This is a genomic window from Nitratireductor thuwali, from assembly GCF_036621415.1.
GTDB lineage: Bacteria > Pseudomonadota > Alphaproteobacteria > Rhizobiales > Rhizobiaceae > Chelativorans > Chelativorans thuwali.
In genome coordinates, this window is sequence record NZ_CP030941.1 from 815979 (window position 1) to 831847 (window position 15869).

Below are 15869 nucleotides of genomic sequence, written 5' to 3' on the forward strand. Positions count from 1 at the left end.
CCCCCGGAGGCAGCTCAATGCTTCTCATTGCAGGGCTCGGAAATCCGGGCCGGCAATACGAAAACCACCGGCACAATGTCGGTTTCATGGCGGCGGATGCGATACACCGCCGCCATTCCTTTTCGCCGTGGTCCAGGAAGTTTTCCGCCCTCGTGGCCGACGGCACGCTGGACGGAGAAAAGGTGCTGCTGATCAAGCCGCAGACCTTCATGAACCTGTCCGGCCAGGCCATCGGCGAAGCCCTGCGCTTCTATAAGCTGACCACGGCCGATCTGATCGTCTTTTACGACGAGCTGGATCTGGCGCCGGGGAAGCTGCGCATCAAGACGGGCGGCGGCGCCGGCGGTCACAACGGCATCAAATCCATCGATGCCCATTGCGGCAAAGACTATCGGCGTGTGCGCATCGGCATCGGCCATCCGGGCGACAAGGCGCGCGTGACCAGCCATGTGCTGGGCGACTTCGCCAAATCGGATCACGACTGGCTGGACCCGCTGCTGGAGGCCATCGCCGACAATGCCGGCCTGCTGGCAAAGGGCGACGACAACGGCTTCATGAACAAGGCGAGCCTTGCCGTGAAGGGCAAGGACGAGCCGTCCGCGCCGCGCGCCAAGGGCCAGAGCCATATCCGGCAGGCGCGGCCGGCAAAGATCGCACCGCGGGTCCCCGAGGACGGACCCATGGCGGCCATGCTCAAGAAGATCCTCGGCAAGAAGGACTAGATATGGGTTTCAAATGCGGCATTGTCGGCCTGCCCAATGTCGGCAAATCGACGCTGTTCAACGCGCTCACCAGGACGGCGGCCGCGCAGGCCGCCAACTATCCTTTTTGCACCATCGAACCGAATACCGGCGAGGTGGCCGTACCCGACGAGCGCCTGAAGAAGATCGCGGAAATCGCCGGCTCCAAGGAGATCGTGCCCACCCGCATCTCTTTCGTCGATATCGCCGGCCTGGTGCGCGGGGCGTCGAAGGGCGAAGGGCTGGGCAACCAGTTCCTCGCCAACATCCGCGAGGTGGACGCCATCGTCCATGTGCTGCGCTGCTTCGAGGACGACGACATCACCCATGTGGAGGGGCGCATCGACCCGGTGGCCGACGCGGAGACCGTGGAAACCGAGCTGATGCTTGCCGACCTTGAAAGCCTCGAGCGGCGCACCACGCAGATGCGCAAGCGCGCCACCGGCAAGGACAAGGAAGCCGCCACCCTTCTGCCGATGATGGAAGAGGCGCTGGCGCTGCTGCAGGAAGGCAAGCCGGCGCGCCTGCTTCTGGAGGGCATCGCCGCCGAGGACCTCAAGATCCTGCGCAGCCTCAACCTTTTGACGTCGAAGCCGGTGCTCTATGTCTGCAACGTCGCCGAGGAGGATGCGGCAAAGGGCAATGCCCATAGCCGTGCCGTCGAGGAGATGGCAGCCGCGCAGGGGGCGGCGACCGTCGTGATTTCCGCGGCCATCGAGGCGGAAGTCTCGCAGCTCGGCGACGCCGAGGCCTATGAGTATCTGGAAGCCATGGGCCTCGAAGAGCCGGGGCTCGACCGCCTGATCCGGGCCGGTTACAAGCTGCTGGACCTCATCACCTTCTTCACCGCGGGACCCAAGGAAACCCGTGCGTGGACGGTGGCCAAGGGCGCAAAGGCGCCGCAGGCCGCCGGCGTCATCCACACGGATTTCGAGCGCGGCTTCATCAGGGCGCAGACGATCGCCTATGACGACTTCATCTCGCTCGGCGGCGAGGTTGCCGCGCGCGAGGCCGGCAAGGCGCGCGACGAGGGCAAGGAATATGTCGTCAGCGACGGCGACGTGATGCTGTTCAAGTTCAACACCTGACCCATCGGCCCGTGCGCGCTTGACGTCGCGTGCCGGGTGCGGGCATCAGTCCTTGTCGAACCGGGGGATCGTCATGCTCAAGGCCTATATGCTGGACAATGGACGCCTGAAGGACGCGGACGGCATCGGGCCGCACGGCGCGGCTGTCGTCTGGGTGGACCTCCTGACGCCCACGGACGAAGAGGAAAAGGCCGTCGAGGCGTGGCTGGGAGCGGAAATCCCGACCAGAGATGAAATGGAGGAGATCGAGATCTCCAGCCGCCTCTATGCCGAGGACGGCGCCAACTTTATGACCGCCAACCTGCCGGCCAACGCCGATGGCGACCGGCCGGACATGGCGCCGGTGACCTTCGTCCTTTCCGCCGGCAAGCTGGCCACCGTCCGCTATCACAGCCCGCGCGCGTTCCAGGCCTTCGCGCAGCGCGCCGAGAAGGCTGCGCTCGGCTGCCAGAACGGGGAATCGATCCTGATCGCATTGCTCGAAGTGATCGTCGACCGGGAAGCCGATATCCTGGAGCGGGCCGGCCGGGAGATCATGGATATCGCGCAGGGCATCTTCCACCCCACGGAGAGGCAGGTCACCAAGCGCGACCGCAGCTTTCACATCATCCTGCGCAAGATCGGCCGCAAGGAAGAGCTCCTCTCCAACATGCAGGACAGCCTCTTGTCCCTGGAGCGGTTGTGCGGCTTCCTGAGCACCATCATCGGCAAGAACGACCGCGACGCGCGCGCCCGCCTGAAAACGCTGCAGCGGGACGTGGCGTCGATTTCGGACCATGCCGCCACGCTGGCCCAGAAGATCAACTTCCTGCTCGACGCCACGCTGGGCATGATCAGCATCGAGCAGAACGCCATCATCAAGATATTCTCGGTGGTCGCCGTGATCTTCCTTCCGCCGACCCTGGTGGCATCGATATACGGCATGAATTTCGAGAAGATGCCCGAGCTTTCCTGGAGCTTCGGCTATCCGCTGGCGCTGGTCATCATGGTCGCCTCGGCCATCCTGCCCTTCTTCTACTTCAAGCGGCGCGGCTGGCTCTGAACGAAGCGCCACGCGCCATGGAGAGGCGCGGCCGGTGTCGGCACGGGCGGAAAGGCCATCCCGTCATGCCCCGGAAGAATCTGTGACTCTTTCGCACATGCAGCATTTATCGGGCGCGCCCGTCTTGGCACTGTCATGGCCAGCCTTTATTTTCGTGCCGTTATCAAGGCGCCTCCCTCCCAAGAGACGTCATTTCCTTAAAGCCATTCGATCCGGTGCGGCATGAGATGCCGCGCTGCGGTCGGTTATTGATATGAGGAGCTTGCCGATGCTCAACCGCAAAGTACCGGACGTAACGTTCCGCACCCGCGTGCGCGACGAATCCATAGAGGGACCGAACCCCTTCCGCTGGGAAGACAGGACCACCGCAGACTATTTCGGCGGCAAGCGGGTCGTTCTGTTCTCCCTGCCCGGCGCCTTCACGCCCACCTGCTCCACCTACCAGCTTCCCGATTTCGAGAAGCTGTTCGACGAGTTCAAGGCGGAAGGGATCGACGAGATCTACTGCATCTCGGTCAACGATGCCTTCGTCATGAATGCCTGGGCCAAGCAGCAGGGGATCGAACGCATCAAGCTCATTCCCGACGGCTCGGGCGAGTTCACCCGGAAGATGGGCATGCTGGTGGCGAAGGACAATCTGGGCTTCGGCATGCGCTCCTGGCGCTACGCCGCCGTCGTCGACGACGGCTTCGTCGAGCAGTGGTTCGAGGAGGAAGGCTTCTCCGACAATTGCGATGCGGACCCCTACGGCGTGTCCTCGCCGCAGAACATCCTGCAGAACCTGCGCAGGCCGGAATCGGCGGCAGCGTAAGCGACCGCACCGCACAAGCGCATCCAGGGCCCCGGCGGCTGCGTGCCGGGGCTTTTTTATTGCGGCTCGATATGCGACGAGAACATCGTGCCGAGGGCAGAAGGAAGCCGCGATGGACGGAAAGCTGTGGGCCTATGAGGATTTCGTGGAGGGCGCCGTGATCGAGCTCGCCACCAAGACCGTCTCCAAGGAGGAGATCGTCGAGTTTGCGTCCGAGTTCGACGCCCAGCCGATGCACCTGGATGAGGAAGCGGGGACGGCCAGCATACTGGGCGGATTGTCGGCCTCCGGCTGGCACACCAGCGCCATGTTCATGCGCATGATGTGCGACGGTTTCCTGCTCAGATCCACCTCGCAGGGGTCCCCCGGCATAACCGAGCTGAAGTGGAGGAAGCCCGTTCTGGCCGGCGATACGCTGACCGGCCACTCCAAGGTGCTGTCGAAGCGGGAACTGAAGTCCCGTCCCGGCATCGGTCTCGTGACGTTCCGCCATTCGGTCTCCAACCAGCGGGGCGAGACGGTGCTGGAGATGGAGAACCCGATCATGTTCGCCCTTCGCAGGGCTACAGCATCGGCCCGAAAATCGGAATCGATTTTCGGAAAGCACGATGCGTAGATTCAAGATGCTAGAGCGTCCTTCGTGCGTCCGAATGGACGCACGGCGCTCTATTGCAAAAGAGACGGCCGCATGAGCATCGACGCTTTTCTCAGGCTAGGCGAGACCGTCACGCTGGGCGCCCACACCTTCTCCGCCGAGGAGATCAAGGCCTTCGCGCGCAAATACGATCCCCAGCCATTCCACATCGACGAGGAGGCCGCCGAGGCGAGTGTCTTCGGCGCGCTGTGCGCCTCCGGATGGCACACCGGCGCCATGTGGATGCGATACAATCTGCAAAGCCTGGAACGGGAGCCGCCGCCTGCCTGGAGCGGCGAAGGCCCCGCGCCGGAATTCGGCCCCTCCCCGGGCCTCTCCGCCATGAAATGGCCAAGGCCCGTCTATGCGGGCGACACGGTCACCTTCACGCGCAAGGCCGTCTCCCACAGGCCGCTTGCTTCCCGGCCCGGCTGGCGGCTCGTCAAGCTGGAAGGCGGCGCGAGGAATCAGGACGGCGCCGCCGTCCTGACTTTCGACAATGCGGTTCTGCTCAAGGCCGCGATTTAGAACTTCACCGACAGGCTGAGCCTTACGGCGTGCTGGGTCGCGCGCTCGCGGAAGGAGCCGGAATAGCCGACCGAGGCGGTGAAGCCGCGTTCGGGCTGTTCGAAGGTGAGCTTTGCGCCGACGCCGAAGACATCGCGCCCCAAAGCCGCCGTCCGTGCCTCCATTTCGCGGCCGAGCAGCGCCGTCCTGACGGCGTAATCGCTGGAGCCGAGAACGCGGGCATAGGACAGGTCGAGTTCGGGCGCCACCATCCAGGCCCCGCGCGTGAACGGCCGCGAAAACCGCACGCCCGGCCCCACCTGCGCCGACGAGACCGTGCCGGAGAGGAGGTCGTAGCCCAGCACTTCAAGCCCGCTCTCCGATGTCGCGCCGTAGGATTGCACAGCGCCGGTGAACCGGCCGAACACCGCCATGCCGGCAAGGCCGAGATCGAAATTGCGGCCGGCCTCCGCATCGGCGAACACGCCCCACACATCGGAGGACGAGCGCGCCTCGGGCCCGCCGAGGGCGAGCACCGTGCCGGCAAGGCCAGGGATGGTGCGCCGCTCATGCTCCTGGCGGAAATAGCTGACGCCGGCAGCCCCCTTCGCATACCATGCGCCGCCGGCCCAATCGCCATAGCCGAAGCCGTGGAAACCGTTGGCCGTGGCCGTGTTGACGGTGCTCTTCTCGCTGGTCGCGCCATTGGTATAGGCAAGGCCGAGACCGGCGGTCAGCCAGCCGCGCTCGATCAGGTCGAGGCCGGCGGCAAGGGTCCGGCTGCGGGCCTTGGTCTGCGGCAGGCCGCCCGCATCGGTATCGGCATCGATACCGGCGAAGACAAGGTCGCCGGCAGCCCAAAGACGGCGCAGCCGCTGCGAGCGGGCGACGGGGCCCGAGGGAAGCCGCGCGACCTGCTCCATGGAAAGCCGCCTGCTGAAGGCCGCGCCCGCAAAGATGGAACGGCCATAGGGCGCGATCGTTTCGACCACATTGCCCAGATCGAGCCGGCCCCAGCCGAAGGTGGCGTCCACGCCGGGTTCGCCAATGTCGACCGCCGTGTGCAGGATGAGCTTGCGTAGGTCGCCCATGTCCGCGTCGGGGAAGATTTCGCGGGCGATAGCGAGGCCGCCCGTCACATGCGGCGCAGCGAATGAGGTGCCTGCTGCGGTCATATAGCCCCCAGAAGCTACCGAGGACACGCCTTCAGGATCACCGATATCCCCCTCACCACCTGGAGCCGCCAGACACCAGGCGGTGGCGACGCCGCACTTGCTGGAATAGGAAGCCAGGCCGCCGGAATGAGCTAGCGCGACGACCGCCAGCGACGTATCCTCCAATTCGGGGTAATAGTACGGCAAACGAGCCATCGCTTCCGCATTGTCGGCAGCTTCGTTACCCGCCGCCCAAACGGTAACGACGCCGACCCGAGCAGCTTCCCTTACGGCCGAAATAGCATCGGGAAATTGCGTCTCCAGATAGGCGCGGTCGGCCACGCCACCAGGCGCGTCGCTTTCGTCCACCCCAAGCGATGCGTTCACGATTTCCCCACCGCGAGACGCGAAATAGGTGAATGCGAAATAGGTTTGGACATTAAAAGTATCGGGGCCGATGTCGCCCGCCAGCGGCACCAAAGAAGCGCCGTAAGCGATGCCTTGCGTCCCTTGACCATCCCGGTTCGCCGCAATGATGCCCGAAACAAAGGTGCCGTGCCCCTCTTCATCACCGCTGACGGGAATCGGCTTTCCGGCAAGCAAGGAGGCTTCTATATCGAGGGAATCTGGGCCTACCCGCCCCGAGAATTCCGGGTGCGTGATGTCCAGCCCGGAATCGAATACGCCAACCCGAACACCCTTCCCCGTAAACCCCGCCTGATGCGCCTTCTTTGCGTTTACGGCCGACAGACCCCAATTGAAATCGGCCTCGGGATCACCGGTGCTGCCGCGCAGGGGCTCGGCGAAAGCGGGCGGCGTCTGTAATATCGATCCAAGGATGAGGACCAGGGCGCTGGCCCGCCCCACCGGCGATGCGTAATCTTTCCCGAGCATAGTTCCATCCGTTCACGCCCCGTCGCTGCTGCGTTATCACAGAATACAGTAAACGAATAGAAACCTACGTGTACAGTGAGGGACTCCGGAGCTTGTCAACAACAAGGCGAGAATGGCTATCGCCTGCCACCTTGATCAATCCCCCTCGTAGGAGATGAGCGTGTTGACCTCGACGCCAAGCGCTTCCAGCTTGGCGCGCCCGCCGAGGTCCGGCAGGTCGATGACGAAGCAGGCGGCGACGATCTCGGCGCCCATCTGGCGCAGGAGCTTGACCGCGGCCTCGGCGGTGCCGCCGGTAGCGATCAGATCGTCGACGAGGATGACCTTGTCGCCGGCGTTCACCGCATCACGGTGCATCTCGATCTCGTCGAGACCGTATTCGAGGCTGTAGGCCACGCGCACGGTCTCGTGCGGCAGCTTGCCCTTCTTGCGGATCGGGATGAAGCCGGAGGAGAGCTGATGCGCCATCGCGCCGCCGAGGATGAAGCCCCGCGCCTCGATGCCGGCGACCTTTTCGATCTTCAAGCCCGCATAGGGATGAACCAGCTCGTCAACCGAGCGCCTGAAGGCCCGTGCATTGCCGAGGAGCGTGGTGATGTCGCGAAACTGGATACCGGGCCTGGGATAGTCCGGTATGGTCCTGATGGACGCGCGCAGCGCCTCTTCCAGCGATTGCTTCATGTTGCCCCGATCCTGCCTGTCCCCATTGTTGTGCCGTGTCGGCGCGCAAAAGAAAAGGGCGCCGTCCGCGCCCTTTTGAAGAAATCGGATGCGCCGAACTCAGTGCGCGACGTCGGCCCAGATCTTGCGCTTGGTCAGATAGACGAGACCGCCGAACAAGAGCAGGAACACCATGACGGTGAAGCCGGTGGCCTTGCGGGCCACCAGGTGCGGCTCGGCCGCCCACATGAGGAACGCCGATATGTCGCGCGCGTACTGATCGACGGTTTCCGGGGCGCCGTCGTCATAGGTGACGATCCCGTCGGAGAGCGGCGGCGCCATGGCCAGCGCCGCGCCGTTGATGAAATAGGGGTTGTAATAGGTCCCTTCCGGCACTTCGTGACCGTGCGGATCCTCGCCATAGCCGGTCAAGAGCGCATAGAGGTAGTCCACCCCGCCCTCGGCATATTGGGTGAAGATGTCGAAGACGAAGGTGGGGAAGCCGCGCTCGACGGCCCGCGCCTTGGCGATCAGCGAGAAATCGGGCGGCACGGCGCCGTTGTTGGAGGCCGCGGCCTGCTGCGGGTTCGCGAAAGGCGCCGGGAAATAATCAGACGGCGTGGCCGGACGCATGAACATGTCGCCGGCTTCGTCGGGTCCGTCCTCGACCTCGTACTCGGCGGCGATCGCCCGCACCTGCGCGTCCGAATAGCCAAGATCGGCCAGGTTGCGGAATGCGACCATGTCGAGCGAATGGCAGGAGGCGCAGACCTCCCGGTAGACCTTGAAGCCGCGCTGGAGCTGGCCCGTGTCATAGGTGCCGAACGGCCCTTCGAACGACCAGTCCTGCTCGACCGGCTTCTTGATGGGGTATTCCGCGGCGTCGGCGGAGGCGACGACGGCCAGGCCCAGTCCGAGCGCCGCAAATCCATGGAGGAAAAGCTTCATTTTCAACATTCCTTTGCGCATGCGCTCGTTCGTCACTCCGCCGGCTGAGGCGTGGAGGCCGCACCGGCCTTGTTCTTCTCAAGCACGGCTTCCGTGATCGAGTTGGGCAGACGCCGCGGCGTCTCGATGAGGCCGAGCACCGGCATGACGACCAGGAAGAAGGCGAAGTAGTACAGCGTCGCGACCTGAGCCATCGCCACATAGATGCCCTCCGCCGGGCGCGAGCCCAGCCAGCCGAGGAAGATGGCGTCGACCACGAAGAGCCAGAAGAACAGCTTGTACCAGGGACGGTAGACCGCCGAACGGACCTTCGACGTATCGAGCCACGGCACCACGAACAGCACGGCGATCGCCCCGAACATGGCGAGCACGCCGCCTAGCTTGGAATCGATGGGGCCGATGTTGAAGGTGATGGCGCGCAGGATCGCGTAGAAGGGCAGGAAGTACCACTCCGGCACGATATGGGCCGGCGTGTTGAGCGGGTCCGCCTCGATGTAGTTGTCCGCATGGCCCAGATAGTTCGGGATGTAGAAGACGAAATAGGCGAACAGGATGAGGAACAGCACCATGGCGAAGCCGTCCTTGACGGTCGCATAAGGCGTGAAGCGAACCGTGTCCGTCTTCGACTTGACCTCGATGCCGGTCGGGTTGGTCTGGCCGGTCACGTGCAGCGCCCACACATGCAGCACGACCACGCCGGCGATCATGAAGGGCAGCAGGTAGTGCAGCGAGAAGAAGCGGTTGAGCGTGGGATTGTCGACCGCGAAGCCGCCGAGCAGCAGCTCCTGGATCCAGGTGCCGACCAGCGGGATGGCGGTGAAGAAGCCGGTGATCACAGTCGCGCCCCAGAAGCTCATCTGCCCCCAGGGAAGCACATAGCCCATGAAGGCGGTCGCCATCATGAGGAGGTAGATGATGCAGCCGAGGATCCACAGGAGCTCGCGCGGCGCCTTGTAGGAACCGTAATAGAGCCCGCGGAAGATGTGGATATAGACGGCGACGAAGAACATGGAGGCGCCGTTGGCGTGCAGATAGCGCAGCAGCCAGCCGGAATTGACGTCGCGCATGATCTTCTCGACCGAGAGGAACGCGATCTCCGTATTGGCCGCATAATGCATGGCCAGCACGACGCCTGTCAGGATCTGCGCCACCAGCATGAGGGTCAGGATGCCGCCGAACGTATAGGCGTAGTTGAGATTCCGCGGCACCGGATAGGCAACGAAGGAATCGTAGATCAGGCGCGGCAAGGGAAGGCGCGCATCCATCCAGCGTCCAAGACCGCTTTGTGGATTGTAGGTAGAGTGTCCACCGCTCATTGACTATGCTCCCTGCCCTAGCCGATTTCGATCATGGTATCGGAGATGAATTCAAGCGTCGGCACGGGCAGATTCTCCGGCGCCGGGCCTTTGCGGATGCGGCCGGCCGTATCGTAGTGCGAGCCGTGGCAGGGGCAGAACCAGCCGCCGAAATCGCCGGCCTGGCCAAGCGGCACGCAGCCCAGATGCGTGCACACGCCGACCATGATCAGCCAGTTTTCAAGACCCTCCCCTGCCGAGCGGGCGATGTCCGTCGCCGGCGCGTCGCCCGCCAGATTGGCGTTGCGCGCAATCGGATCCTTGAGCTCGTCGAGCGGGACCTGTCTGGCCGCTTCGATCTCGGCCTCGGTGCGGTTCCGGATGAAGACCGGCTTGCCGCGCCACTTGACGGTCAAGGACATGCCCGGCTCGACGCCCGAGACGTCGACCTGAACGGAGGCCTGGGCGCGCGTGGACGCATCGGGGCGCATCTGGTCGATGAACGGCCAGGCGACACCTGCCGCACCGACCACGCCGGCCATGCCTGTGGCAACGTAGAGGAAATCGCGACGATTGGGTTCGGTCGAATCGGTTGCGCTCACGGGACTGGGGTCCTTTCACCTTGTACCTGTGGGCCGGGAACTTATCTTCATAGGCATTGCGGCCCATCGGATTCGGCGCGACGGACCGGTCCTTTCCCCCGGCAATTCGCGATGGTTTCTATGCTCCGAGCATGAACTTGTCCAGACGCCGAAGGCCCGGCAGGGCACATTGTCGCGGGCAAATTGCCACGTTTAAACCACTTATCCCACCCCGCCGGCCGCACGCGGCCGCCCGAGCCGGCCGACCATGGCCAATCCATCGCGGATATTGAGGCCCATGAGCATCAGATTCGCGCCGCCGGCTAAGAACTCGACGCCCTGAACGGCCGCGAAGACCGCGTCGAACTCGCCCGCTCCGGCCTTCACCGCCAGGAAGATCGCCGACGGGACCAGGATCAGGAGCCCGTTGGCCGCGACGACGCGCATGCGCGCCAGCTTTGTTGCGGCCCGCCCCCGCGGCCGCGGCCCGGCCATGAGAAAACCCGTGAAACCCGTCGCCATGAGCGCGGGTACAAGGATCGTCAGCCCCCAGCCCACCGTCGTCTTTACCGACGCGACCGCCTGCCGCGTCCCGCCGAGCTCGACGGCGGCCGATGCAACAAGGAAGGCTGCAATGATGGCGAAGGCCAATATGCCGGCAAAGGCATGCAGGCGCGGGATCAGGCGTTTCCTGTTCATGATCGGAACTCCAGCTTGCTTCCTTGTGGGCGATATGAAATACATAGCATGCAATTCAATTATATAGCAAGCTATACAATGTCCCTCGACCGCCAGGAATCCGCCGGCTATCTGACCAATTGGGCGGCGCGCCTGTTTGCCCGCGCCATCGACAGGCGGCTGAAGCCGCTGGGGCTTTCCTCGGGCTATCTGCCCGTCTTCTTTGCCCTTGCCGGCGGCAAGGCGCTGACCCAGAAGCAACTGGCCAAGGCAGCGTCGATCGAACAGCCCACCATGGCCGCGACGCTTTCGCGGATGGAGCGCGACGGCCTGGTCGAGCGCGCGCCCGACCCCAAGGACAAGCGCGCCAGCCTGATAAGCCTCACCCCGTCGGCCCGCGACAAGATCGAGGAGGTCGTCGCGGCAACCCGCGCGGTCAACGGCGACGCGCTGTCGGACCTGTCGCCCGACGAGACGGAGGCCTATTTCGCGGCTTTGAAGAAGATCATCGCCTCGCTGGAGCGGGTCGCCGGCGAGAGGGGATGACGGCGGGCAGCCGGGGCGTCGGCGACTGCCCCGCCGTCAGCAGCTGCCGAGGCGCGCCAGCACCTTGCGCGGAATGCCCATGTCATGGATGACCGCATCGTGGCGCTTGAGCCCGCAGAGTTCGCGCTGGATGAAATAAGCATAGACGGCATCCGCCGCCGCCTTCAAAAGCGCCGGATCGGCTTCATCCGGGGCCTGGGCGTGCAGCCGCGCGAGCGCCCGTTCAGCCCGCCGGCCCGCCTCGCCGAGCGCGACGGCCATCTCCTCCGCCAGCTCGTAATCGAGCGTCGCAATGCCGGTTCTCGTGAGGCTGCTTTTGCGATCGCCAGACATTCCAACCTCGCCGCCCTGGCAGCCGGGCATACGGCCGCGCCCGTCCAGATAATGCATCGCGCCCAGCGCGCAAGAGGATCCGCGGCCGCCGCCCCTGAAATAGGGTTACAAGCCTACCCTTTTGATCAAGTCGGGAATTGCGGCCATACCCAAAATTGCAGCGGTGACATGATTGCAGTTGAACACCGCACCGCAATGGCGCCATCCTGGCATGCCGTTTGTTCGATTGCCGGAAATTCCCATGACCACGCTCGAACTGCTTGCCTTTACCATCGTGGCTGCACTGCTGGTGGTGTCGCCCGGCCCCAACGGCGTGCTGATCGCCAAGACCGTGCCGACTTCCGGCAAGGCGGCGGGTTTCGCCAACATTGCCGGCTTCTTCGCCGCCTTCTATGTGCACGGCGCGCTGTCGATTCTCGGCATATCGATCATCCTGGTGCAATCGGCCGAGGCCTTCTTCATCGTGAAGATGCTGGGTGCCGCATATCTTTGCTATATCGGCGCCAAGGCGTTGTGGCAGGCATGGCGCGGCGTGGTCGCCCCTGTCGCCACGGCCCCTGCCAGACGGAGGCGAACGCTGGCGCGGGCCGTCGGCGAAGGCTTCCTCACCAACGCACTCAACCCGAAGGTCTCCATGTTCTACCTGGCCGCCTTCCCGCAGTTCATGCCGGCAAACGCGGAAGCCGCCGCCTGGGCCTTCGCCCTGGTGGTGATCCACTCCCTCCTGAACGTGATCTGGTTCTCGGCCCTCGTGTTCCTTTTCGCCTCCTTGCGGACGCTAGGTGGCAAGCCGTGGATGCAGCGCTGGCTGAAAGCGGTCACCGGCGCCGTGTTCGTCGGATTTGGACTGAAGCTGGCGACGTTGAGGCCCTAGCCCCAGATCAGTTCACCGTTCACAGAAACGCTGAACTGATCCAACGCGCTCCTACGGCCACTTCACCACGGGCGGCATGCTGGACAGGATGGAATCGACATTGCCGCCCGTCTTCAGGCCGAAGATCGTGCCGCGATCGTAGAGCAGGTTGAACTCCACGTAGCGTCCGCGGCGGATCAGCTGCTCCTCGCGGTCCGCCTCGGTCCAGTTGGTGTTGAAGTTCTTGCGGACCAGATGCTGATAGACGACGAGGAAGGCGCGGCCGACATCCTGGGTGAAGGCGAAATCGGCGTCCCAGCCGCCCTTTTCCTCCGGCGTCTTGAGCCAGTCGTAAAAGATCCCGCCGACCCCGCGCGGCTCGTGCCGGTGCGGCAGGTAGAAGTACTCGTCGCACCAGTTCTTGAACCTGCCGTAGTCGGCGACGCCGGCATGCTTGTCGCAGACGAACTGCATCGCCTTGTGGAAGGCCACCGTGTCGGCGTCCTCCTGGGTGCGGCGACGGTCGAGCACCGGCGTTAGATCGGCGCCGCCGCCGAACCATTGGCGGGTGGTGATCACCATGCGCGTGTTCATGTGGACGGCCGGCACATGCGGGTTCTGCGGATGGGCGATCAGCGAGATGCCGGACGCCCAGAAGCGCGGGTCCTCCTCGGCTCCCGGTATCTGCTTGCGGAAGTCCGGCGAGAACTCGCCATGGACGGTGGAGGTGTGCACGCCGACCTTTTCGAACACGCGGCCATGCATCACCGACATGACGCCGCCGCCGCCCTTGCCCTCTTCGCGCTGCCACGGGGTCCGCTCGAAACGGCCGGGAGCGCGGGTGGACAGCGGCCCCGTCAGTTCGTCCTCGAGCCTTTCCAGGGCCATGCAGGTGCGGTCGCGCAGCGTCTCGAACCAGTGCCTGGCGGCGTTTTTCTTGTCGTCGATATTGTCGGGGATGCCGACGGGCAGGTCCGAATGTTCCATGGCTTCCTCCCGCGCCATGGCGAAAGAACGCGGGGCGCTGCAGCACAAATGACTCGCAATTTTCACCGGCGAGACCTAATCTTCCTGGCAGTCGGGTCAAGGAGTTCTTTTGTGCGCGTACCCGCAAAACCGCCGCTAGAGGGGCTCAAGCGCACCCTCGACAAGCAGCGCGCCAACGGTCACCGGATGCCGCGCGACGGCTTCCTGCGCGAAAGCTTTTCGCTGCCGCGGGACCAGGCCCGCGCCAAGGCGCGAGAATGGCTGGAGCGTTGGCCGAAGCAGGCCTACTGGACGGAAATCGAGAGCTGGTGCGAGCGCCCCGGCGACGTGATCGAATTCACCATGCGCCGGCTGCCGACCGCCGACTGAGCGCGCGGCAGCGCCGCCTGCGCAGCCCTCCCCGCCGGGGGCGATGCCGGAAACTTGAGGCGCATTTTACTGGAAGCACCACGACCTGCGTGCATTACTGCCGCCGCTGGGCCCGATTAGGTCCGGCGTCGCGACTCCTTTTGAACAACATCGAGGATTTGATACATGTCAATTGCCCGCATCTCCTGTGCCGCGCTCGCCCTTGCAGCAAGCATGTCCACCGCATCTGCCGAAATGCTGCCCACGGCGCCGTACCTGCCCCTTGACAAGGCGGTTCAGGCCGCCAATGCGGCCGTCATGGCCTGCAAGGAGAAAGGCTTCGCCGTCAGCGCCGCGGTCGTGGCCCGCAGCGGCTCCACCTCAGCGCTGTTGCGCGGCGACGGCGCCGGACCCCACACGACGGGTTCGGCGACGGGCAAGGCCTTCACCTCCGCGAGCCTTGGCCGCCCGTCCGCCCAGCTTGCTACCGTCATAGCCGATAACCCGCAGATGGCGGGCCTGCGCGACATGGATCCGCGTCTCGTGATCCTCGGCGGCGGCCTGCCCGTCAGGATCGACGGCGCGCTGGTGGCCGGCATCGGCGTCGGCGGCGCCCCGTCCGCGGCGGTCGACGCCGAATGCGCCGTGGCCGGGCTTGCGGCGATCGGCGCCGAGATTCCGGAATAACAAATGCCCGGCGCCCCGGCCCGTCCGGGGCGCCTCCGCTTCAGCCGACCTGCCGCGTGGCCTCGCCGACCGCCATCGCCGCCGACATGGCCAGGTTGAGGCTGCGCGCTTCCTTGCGTATCGGGATGACCAGCCGATGATCGGCCGCCTGATGCACCCATTCGGGAGCGCCGGACGATTCCCTGCCGAAGAGAAGGATGTCGCCCGGCCTGAACGCGAAAGCCGTATAGGGCACGCAGGCCCTGGTCGTGAACAGGACCAGCCTGCGCTCCTCTTTCCTGCGCCATTCGTCGTATGCCTCCCACGAGGGATGGCGTTGGAGGCTGCATATTTCGAGATAGTCCATGCCGGCCCGTTTAAGGGCCTTGTCGGAGGTTTCGAAGCCCGCCGGCTCGATCAGGTCGACCTGCAGGCCCTTGCACGCCGCCAGCCGGAGGATGGCGCCGGTATTGCCGGCGATGTCCGGTTGAAAGAGCGCGATCCGAAACCCTGTCCCGTTCATGATGCAATCAACTGTATCCAGGGCGCAACACCTACACCAAATGCGTGCTCACCGAATCAACCGGTGGCTGGTCAACAACGCGCGGGCCGCTTATAAGTTCATCCGGATCGACGCAAACCGCCGGAGGCAGAAATGGACCACATGATTTTCGTTGCCCCATTCTGCGCACGTCCCTGGGCAGGGGCCGGCCAGAAGGCCTGACGGCGGTTTCGCGACCAAGCTTACCCTGAAAACATTCAGCGCTCGCAAGCGAATCCGCCGGAAACCCTTTCCGGAACACCCAATGGATTCGTCTCATGCGAAAATCGATCAGGACAGGCGCTGACGCGCCCAAAACCGAACGCTCCGCCCTTCCCGCCGCAACGCCGCAATCTCCTGCCACCACACTGTCAGGAGCTTTTGCGGCCGCGCTTGGCGCGGGGAAACAAAAGGAGCATCCCTTCGACGGACAAAAGAGCGGCCGCAAGACCGCGCTCCGGCAGATGGCCGGCAAGGGCGGCTCGAAGCCCTTGAAGGACATGCCGCGCGGCGCGCCGGCCGCGCCGCGCAAGGGCCACAGATAACCGAAGAAAAAGGCGCCG

At 64.5% G+C, this 15869-nt stretch carries 20 protein-coding genes; 11 read left to right on the top strand and 9 right to left on the bottom strand.

All coding sequences use genetic code 11. From position 1 onward, the window contains the following. Nucleotides 1-17 precede the first annotated feature (17 nt). The 6 genes from pth (at nt 18) to NTH_RS03945 (ending at nt 4843) form a co-directional block, all read left to right on the top strand. Nucleotides 18-722 (top strand): aminoacyl-tRNA hydrolase, encoded by a 705-nt coding sequence (gene pth / locus NTH_RS03920; RefSeq protein ID WP_338528783.1) that lies wholly within the window; start codon nt 18-20, stop codon nt 720-722. A gap of 2 nt (nt 723-724) precedes the next feature. Beyond that, entirely contained in the window at nt 725-1828 is a 1104-nt protein-coding gene (gene ychF / locus NTH_RS03925; protein ID WP_338528784.1) for a redox-regulated ATPase YchF, read from the top strand. 73 nt (nt 1829-1901) lie between these two features. Further along, on the top strand, nt 1902-2870 hold the full coding sequence (gene corA, locus NTH_RS03930; protein WP_338528785.1) for a magnesium/cobalt transporter CorA: 969 nt from the start codon (nt 1902-1904) through the stop codon (nt 2868-2870). Nucleotides 2871-3138: 268 nt separating this feature from the next. Continuing rightward, nucleotides 3139-3681, top strand: coding sequence for a peroxiredoxin (locus tag NTH_RS03935; protein ID WP_338528786.1), 543 nt, complete (start codon nt 3139-3141; stop codon nt 3679-3681). A 112-nt stretch (nt 3682-3793) separates the two neighbouring features. Then, nucleotides 3794-4297, top strand: coding sequence for a MaoC family dehydratase (locus NTH_RS03940; protein ID WP_338528787.1), 504 nt, complete (start codon nt 3794-3796; stop codon nt 4295-4297). A gap of 72 nt (nt 4298-4369) precedes the next feature. Continuing rightward, the gene (locus NTH_RS03945) at nt 4370-4843 is read left to right on the top strand and encodes a MaoC family dehydratase (RefSeq protein WP_338528788.1); all 474 of its coding nucleotides are present in this window, start codon (nt 4370-4372) and stop codon (nt 4841-4843) included. Here the strand turns inward: NTH_RS03945 and NTH_RS03950 are convergent. The 6 genes from NTH_RS03950 to NTH_RS03975 all read right to left on the bottom strand — a co-directional run bounded on the left by NTH_RS03950 (nt 4840) and on the right by NTH_RS03975 (nt 11053). Beyond that, on the bottom strand, nt 4840-6870 hold the full coding sequence (locus NTH_RS03950) for a S8 family peptidase (RefSeq protein WP_338528789.1): 2031 nt from the start codon (nt 6868-6870) through the stop codon (nt 4840-4842). The genes NTH_RS03945 and NTH_RS03950 overlap by 4 nt on opposite strands. A gap of 135 nt (nt 6871-7005) precedes the next feature. After that, nucleotides 7006-7551 (bottom strand): adenine phosphoribosyltransferase, encoded by a 546-nt coding sequence (locus NTH_RS03955; protein WP_338528790.1) that lies wholly within the window; start codon nt 7549-7551, stop codon nt 7006-7008. 99 nt (nt 7552-7650) lie between these two features. Then, entirely contained in the window at nt 7651-8478 is an 828-nt protein-coding gene (locus tag NTH_RS03960) for a cytochrome c1 (RefSeq protein WP_338528791.1), read from the bottom strand. A 32-nt stretch (nt 8479-8510) separates the two neighbouring features. Next, nucleotides 8511-9794, bottom strand: a complete 1284-nt coding sequence (locus tag NTH_RS03965; RefSeq protein ID WP_338528792.1) for a cytochrome b — start codon at nt 9792-9794, stop codon at nt 8511-8513. 17 nt (nt 9795-9811) lie between these two features. Next, on the bottom strand, nt 9812-10375 hold the full coding sequence (gene petA, locus NTH_RS03970) for a ubiquinol-cytochrome c reductase iron-sulfur subunit (RefSeq protein WP_338528793.1): 564 nt from the start codon (nt 10373-10375) through the stop codon (nt 9812-9814). 201 nt (nt 10376-10576) lie between these two features. Further along, nucleotides 10577-11053 (bottom strand): hypothetical protein, encoded by a 477-nt coding sequence (locus NTH_RS03975; RefSeq protein ID WP_338528794.1) that lies wholly within the window; start codon nt 11051-11053, stop codon nt 10577-10579. Nucleotides 11054-11131: 78 nt separating this feature from the next. Between NTH_RS03975 and NTH_RS03980 the strand changes: the two genes are divergently transcribed. Beyond that, complete coding sequence (locus tag NTH_RS03980; protein WP_338528795.1) at nt 11132-11578, top strand: MarR family transcriptional regulator; 447 nt, start codon at nt 11132-11134, stop codon at nt 11576-11578. 36 nt (nt 11579-11614) lie between these two features. Here the strand turns inward: NTH_RS03980 and NTH_RS03985 are convergent, their stop codons facing one another. Continuing rightward, the gene (locus NTH_RS03985; protein WP_338528796.1) at nt 11615-11911 is read right to left on the bottom strand and encodes a DUF6665 family protein; all 297 of its coding nucleotides are present in this window, start codon (nt 11909-11911) and stop codon (nt 11615-11617) included. Nucleotides 11912-12152: 241 nt separating this feature from the next. Between NTH_RS03985 and NTH_RS03990 the strand changes: the two genes are divergently transcribed. Beyond that, on the top strand, nt 12153-12785 hold the full coding sequence (locus tag NTH_RS03990; RefSeq protein WP_338528797.1) for a LysE family translocator: 633 nt from the start codon (nt 12153-12155) through the stop codon (nt 12783-12785). Nucleotides 12786-12836: 51 nt separating this feature from the next. Here NTH_RS03990 and hemF read toward each other — a convergent pair whose 3' ends face one another. Beyond that, entirely contained in the window at nt 12837-13751 is a 915-nt protein-coding gene (gene hemF, locus NTH_RS03995; protein ID WP_338528798.1) for an oxygen-dependent coproporphyrinogen oxidase, read from the bottom strand. 111 nt (nt 13752-13862) lie between these two features. On the opposite strand from hemF, the gene NTH_RS04000 reads away from it, so the two are divergent. Both NTH_RS04000 and NTH_RS04005 read left to right on the top strand, forming a co-directional pair. Beyond that, the gene (locus NTH_RS04000) at nt 13863-14120 is read left to right on the top strand and encodes a hypothetical protein (protein ID WP_338528799.1); all 258 of its coding nucleotides are present in this window, start codon (nt 13863-13865) and stop codon (nt 14118-14120) included. A 165-nt stretch (nt 14121-14285) separates the two neighbouring features. Continuing rightward, on the top strand, nt 14286-14786 hold the full coding sequence (locus tag NTH_RS04005) for a GlcG/HbpS family heme-binding protein (protein WP_338528800.1): 501 nt from the start codon (nt 14286-14288) through the stop codon (nt 14784-14786). A 40-nt stretch (nt 14787-14826) separates the two neighbouring features. On the opposite strand, the gene NTH_RS04010 is transcribed toward NTH_RS04005, so the two are convergent. Further along, the gene (locus tag NTH_RS04010; protein WP_338528801.1) at nt 14827-15288 is read right to left on the bottom strand and encodes a tRNA (cytidine(34)-2'-O)-methyltransferase; all 462 of its coding nucleotides are present in this window, start codon (nt 15286-15288) and stop codon (nt 14827-14829) included. Between the two features lie 296 nt (nt 15289-15584). Between NTH_RS04010 and NTH_RS04015 the strand changes: the two genes are divergently transcribed. Continuing rightward, on the top strand, nt 15585-15851 hold the full coding sequence (locus tag NTH_RS04015) for a hypothetical protein (protein ID WP_338528802.1): 267 nt from the start codon (nt 15585-15587) through the stop codon (nt 15849-15851). The last annotated feature ends 18 nt before the right edge of the window (nt 15852-15869 follow it).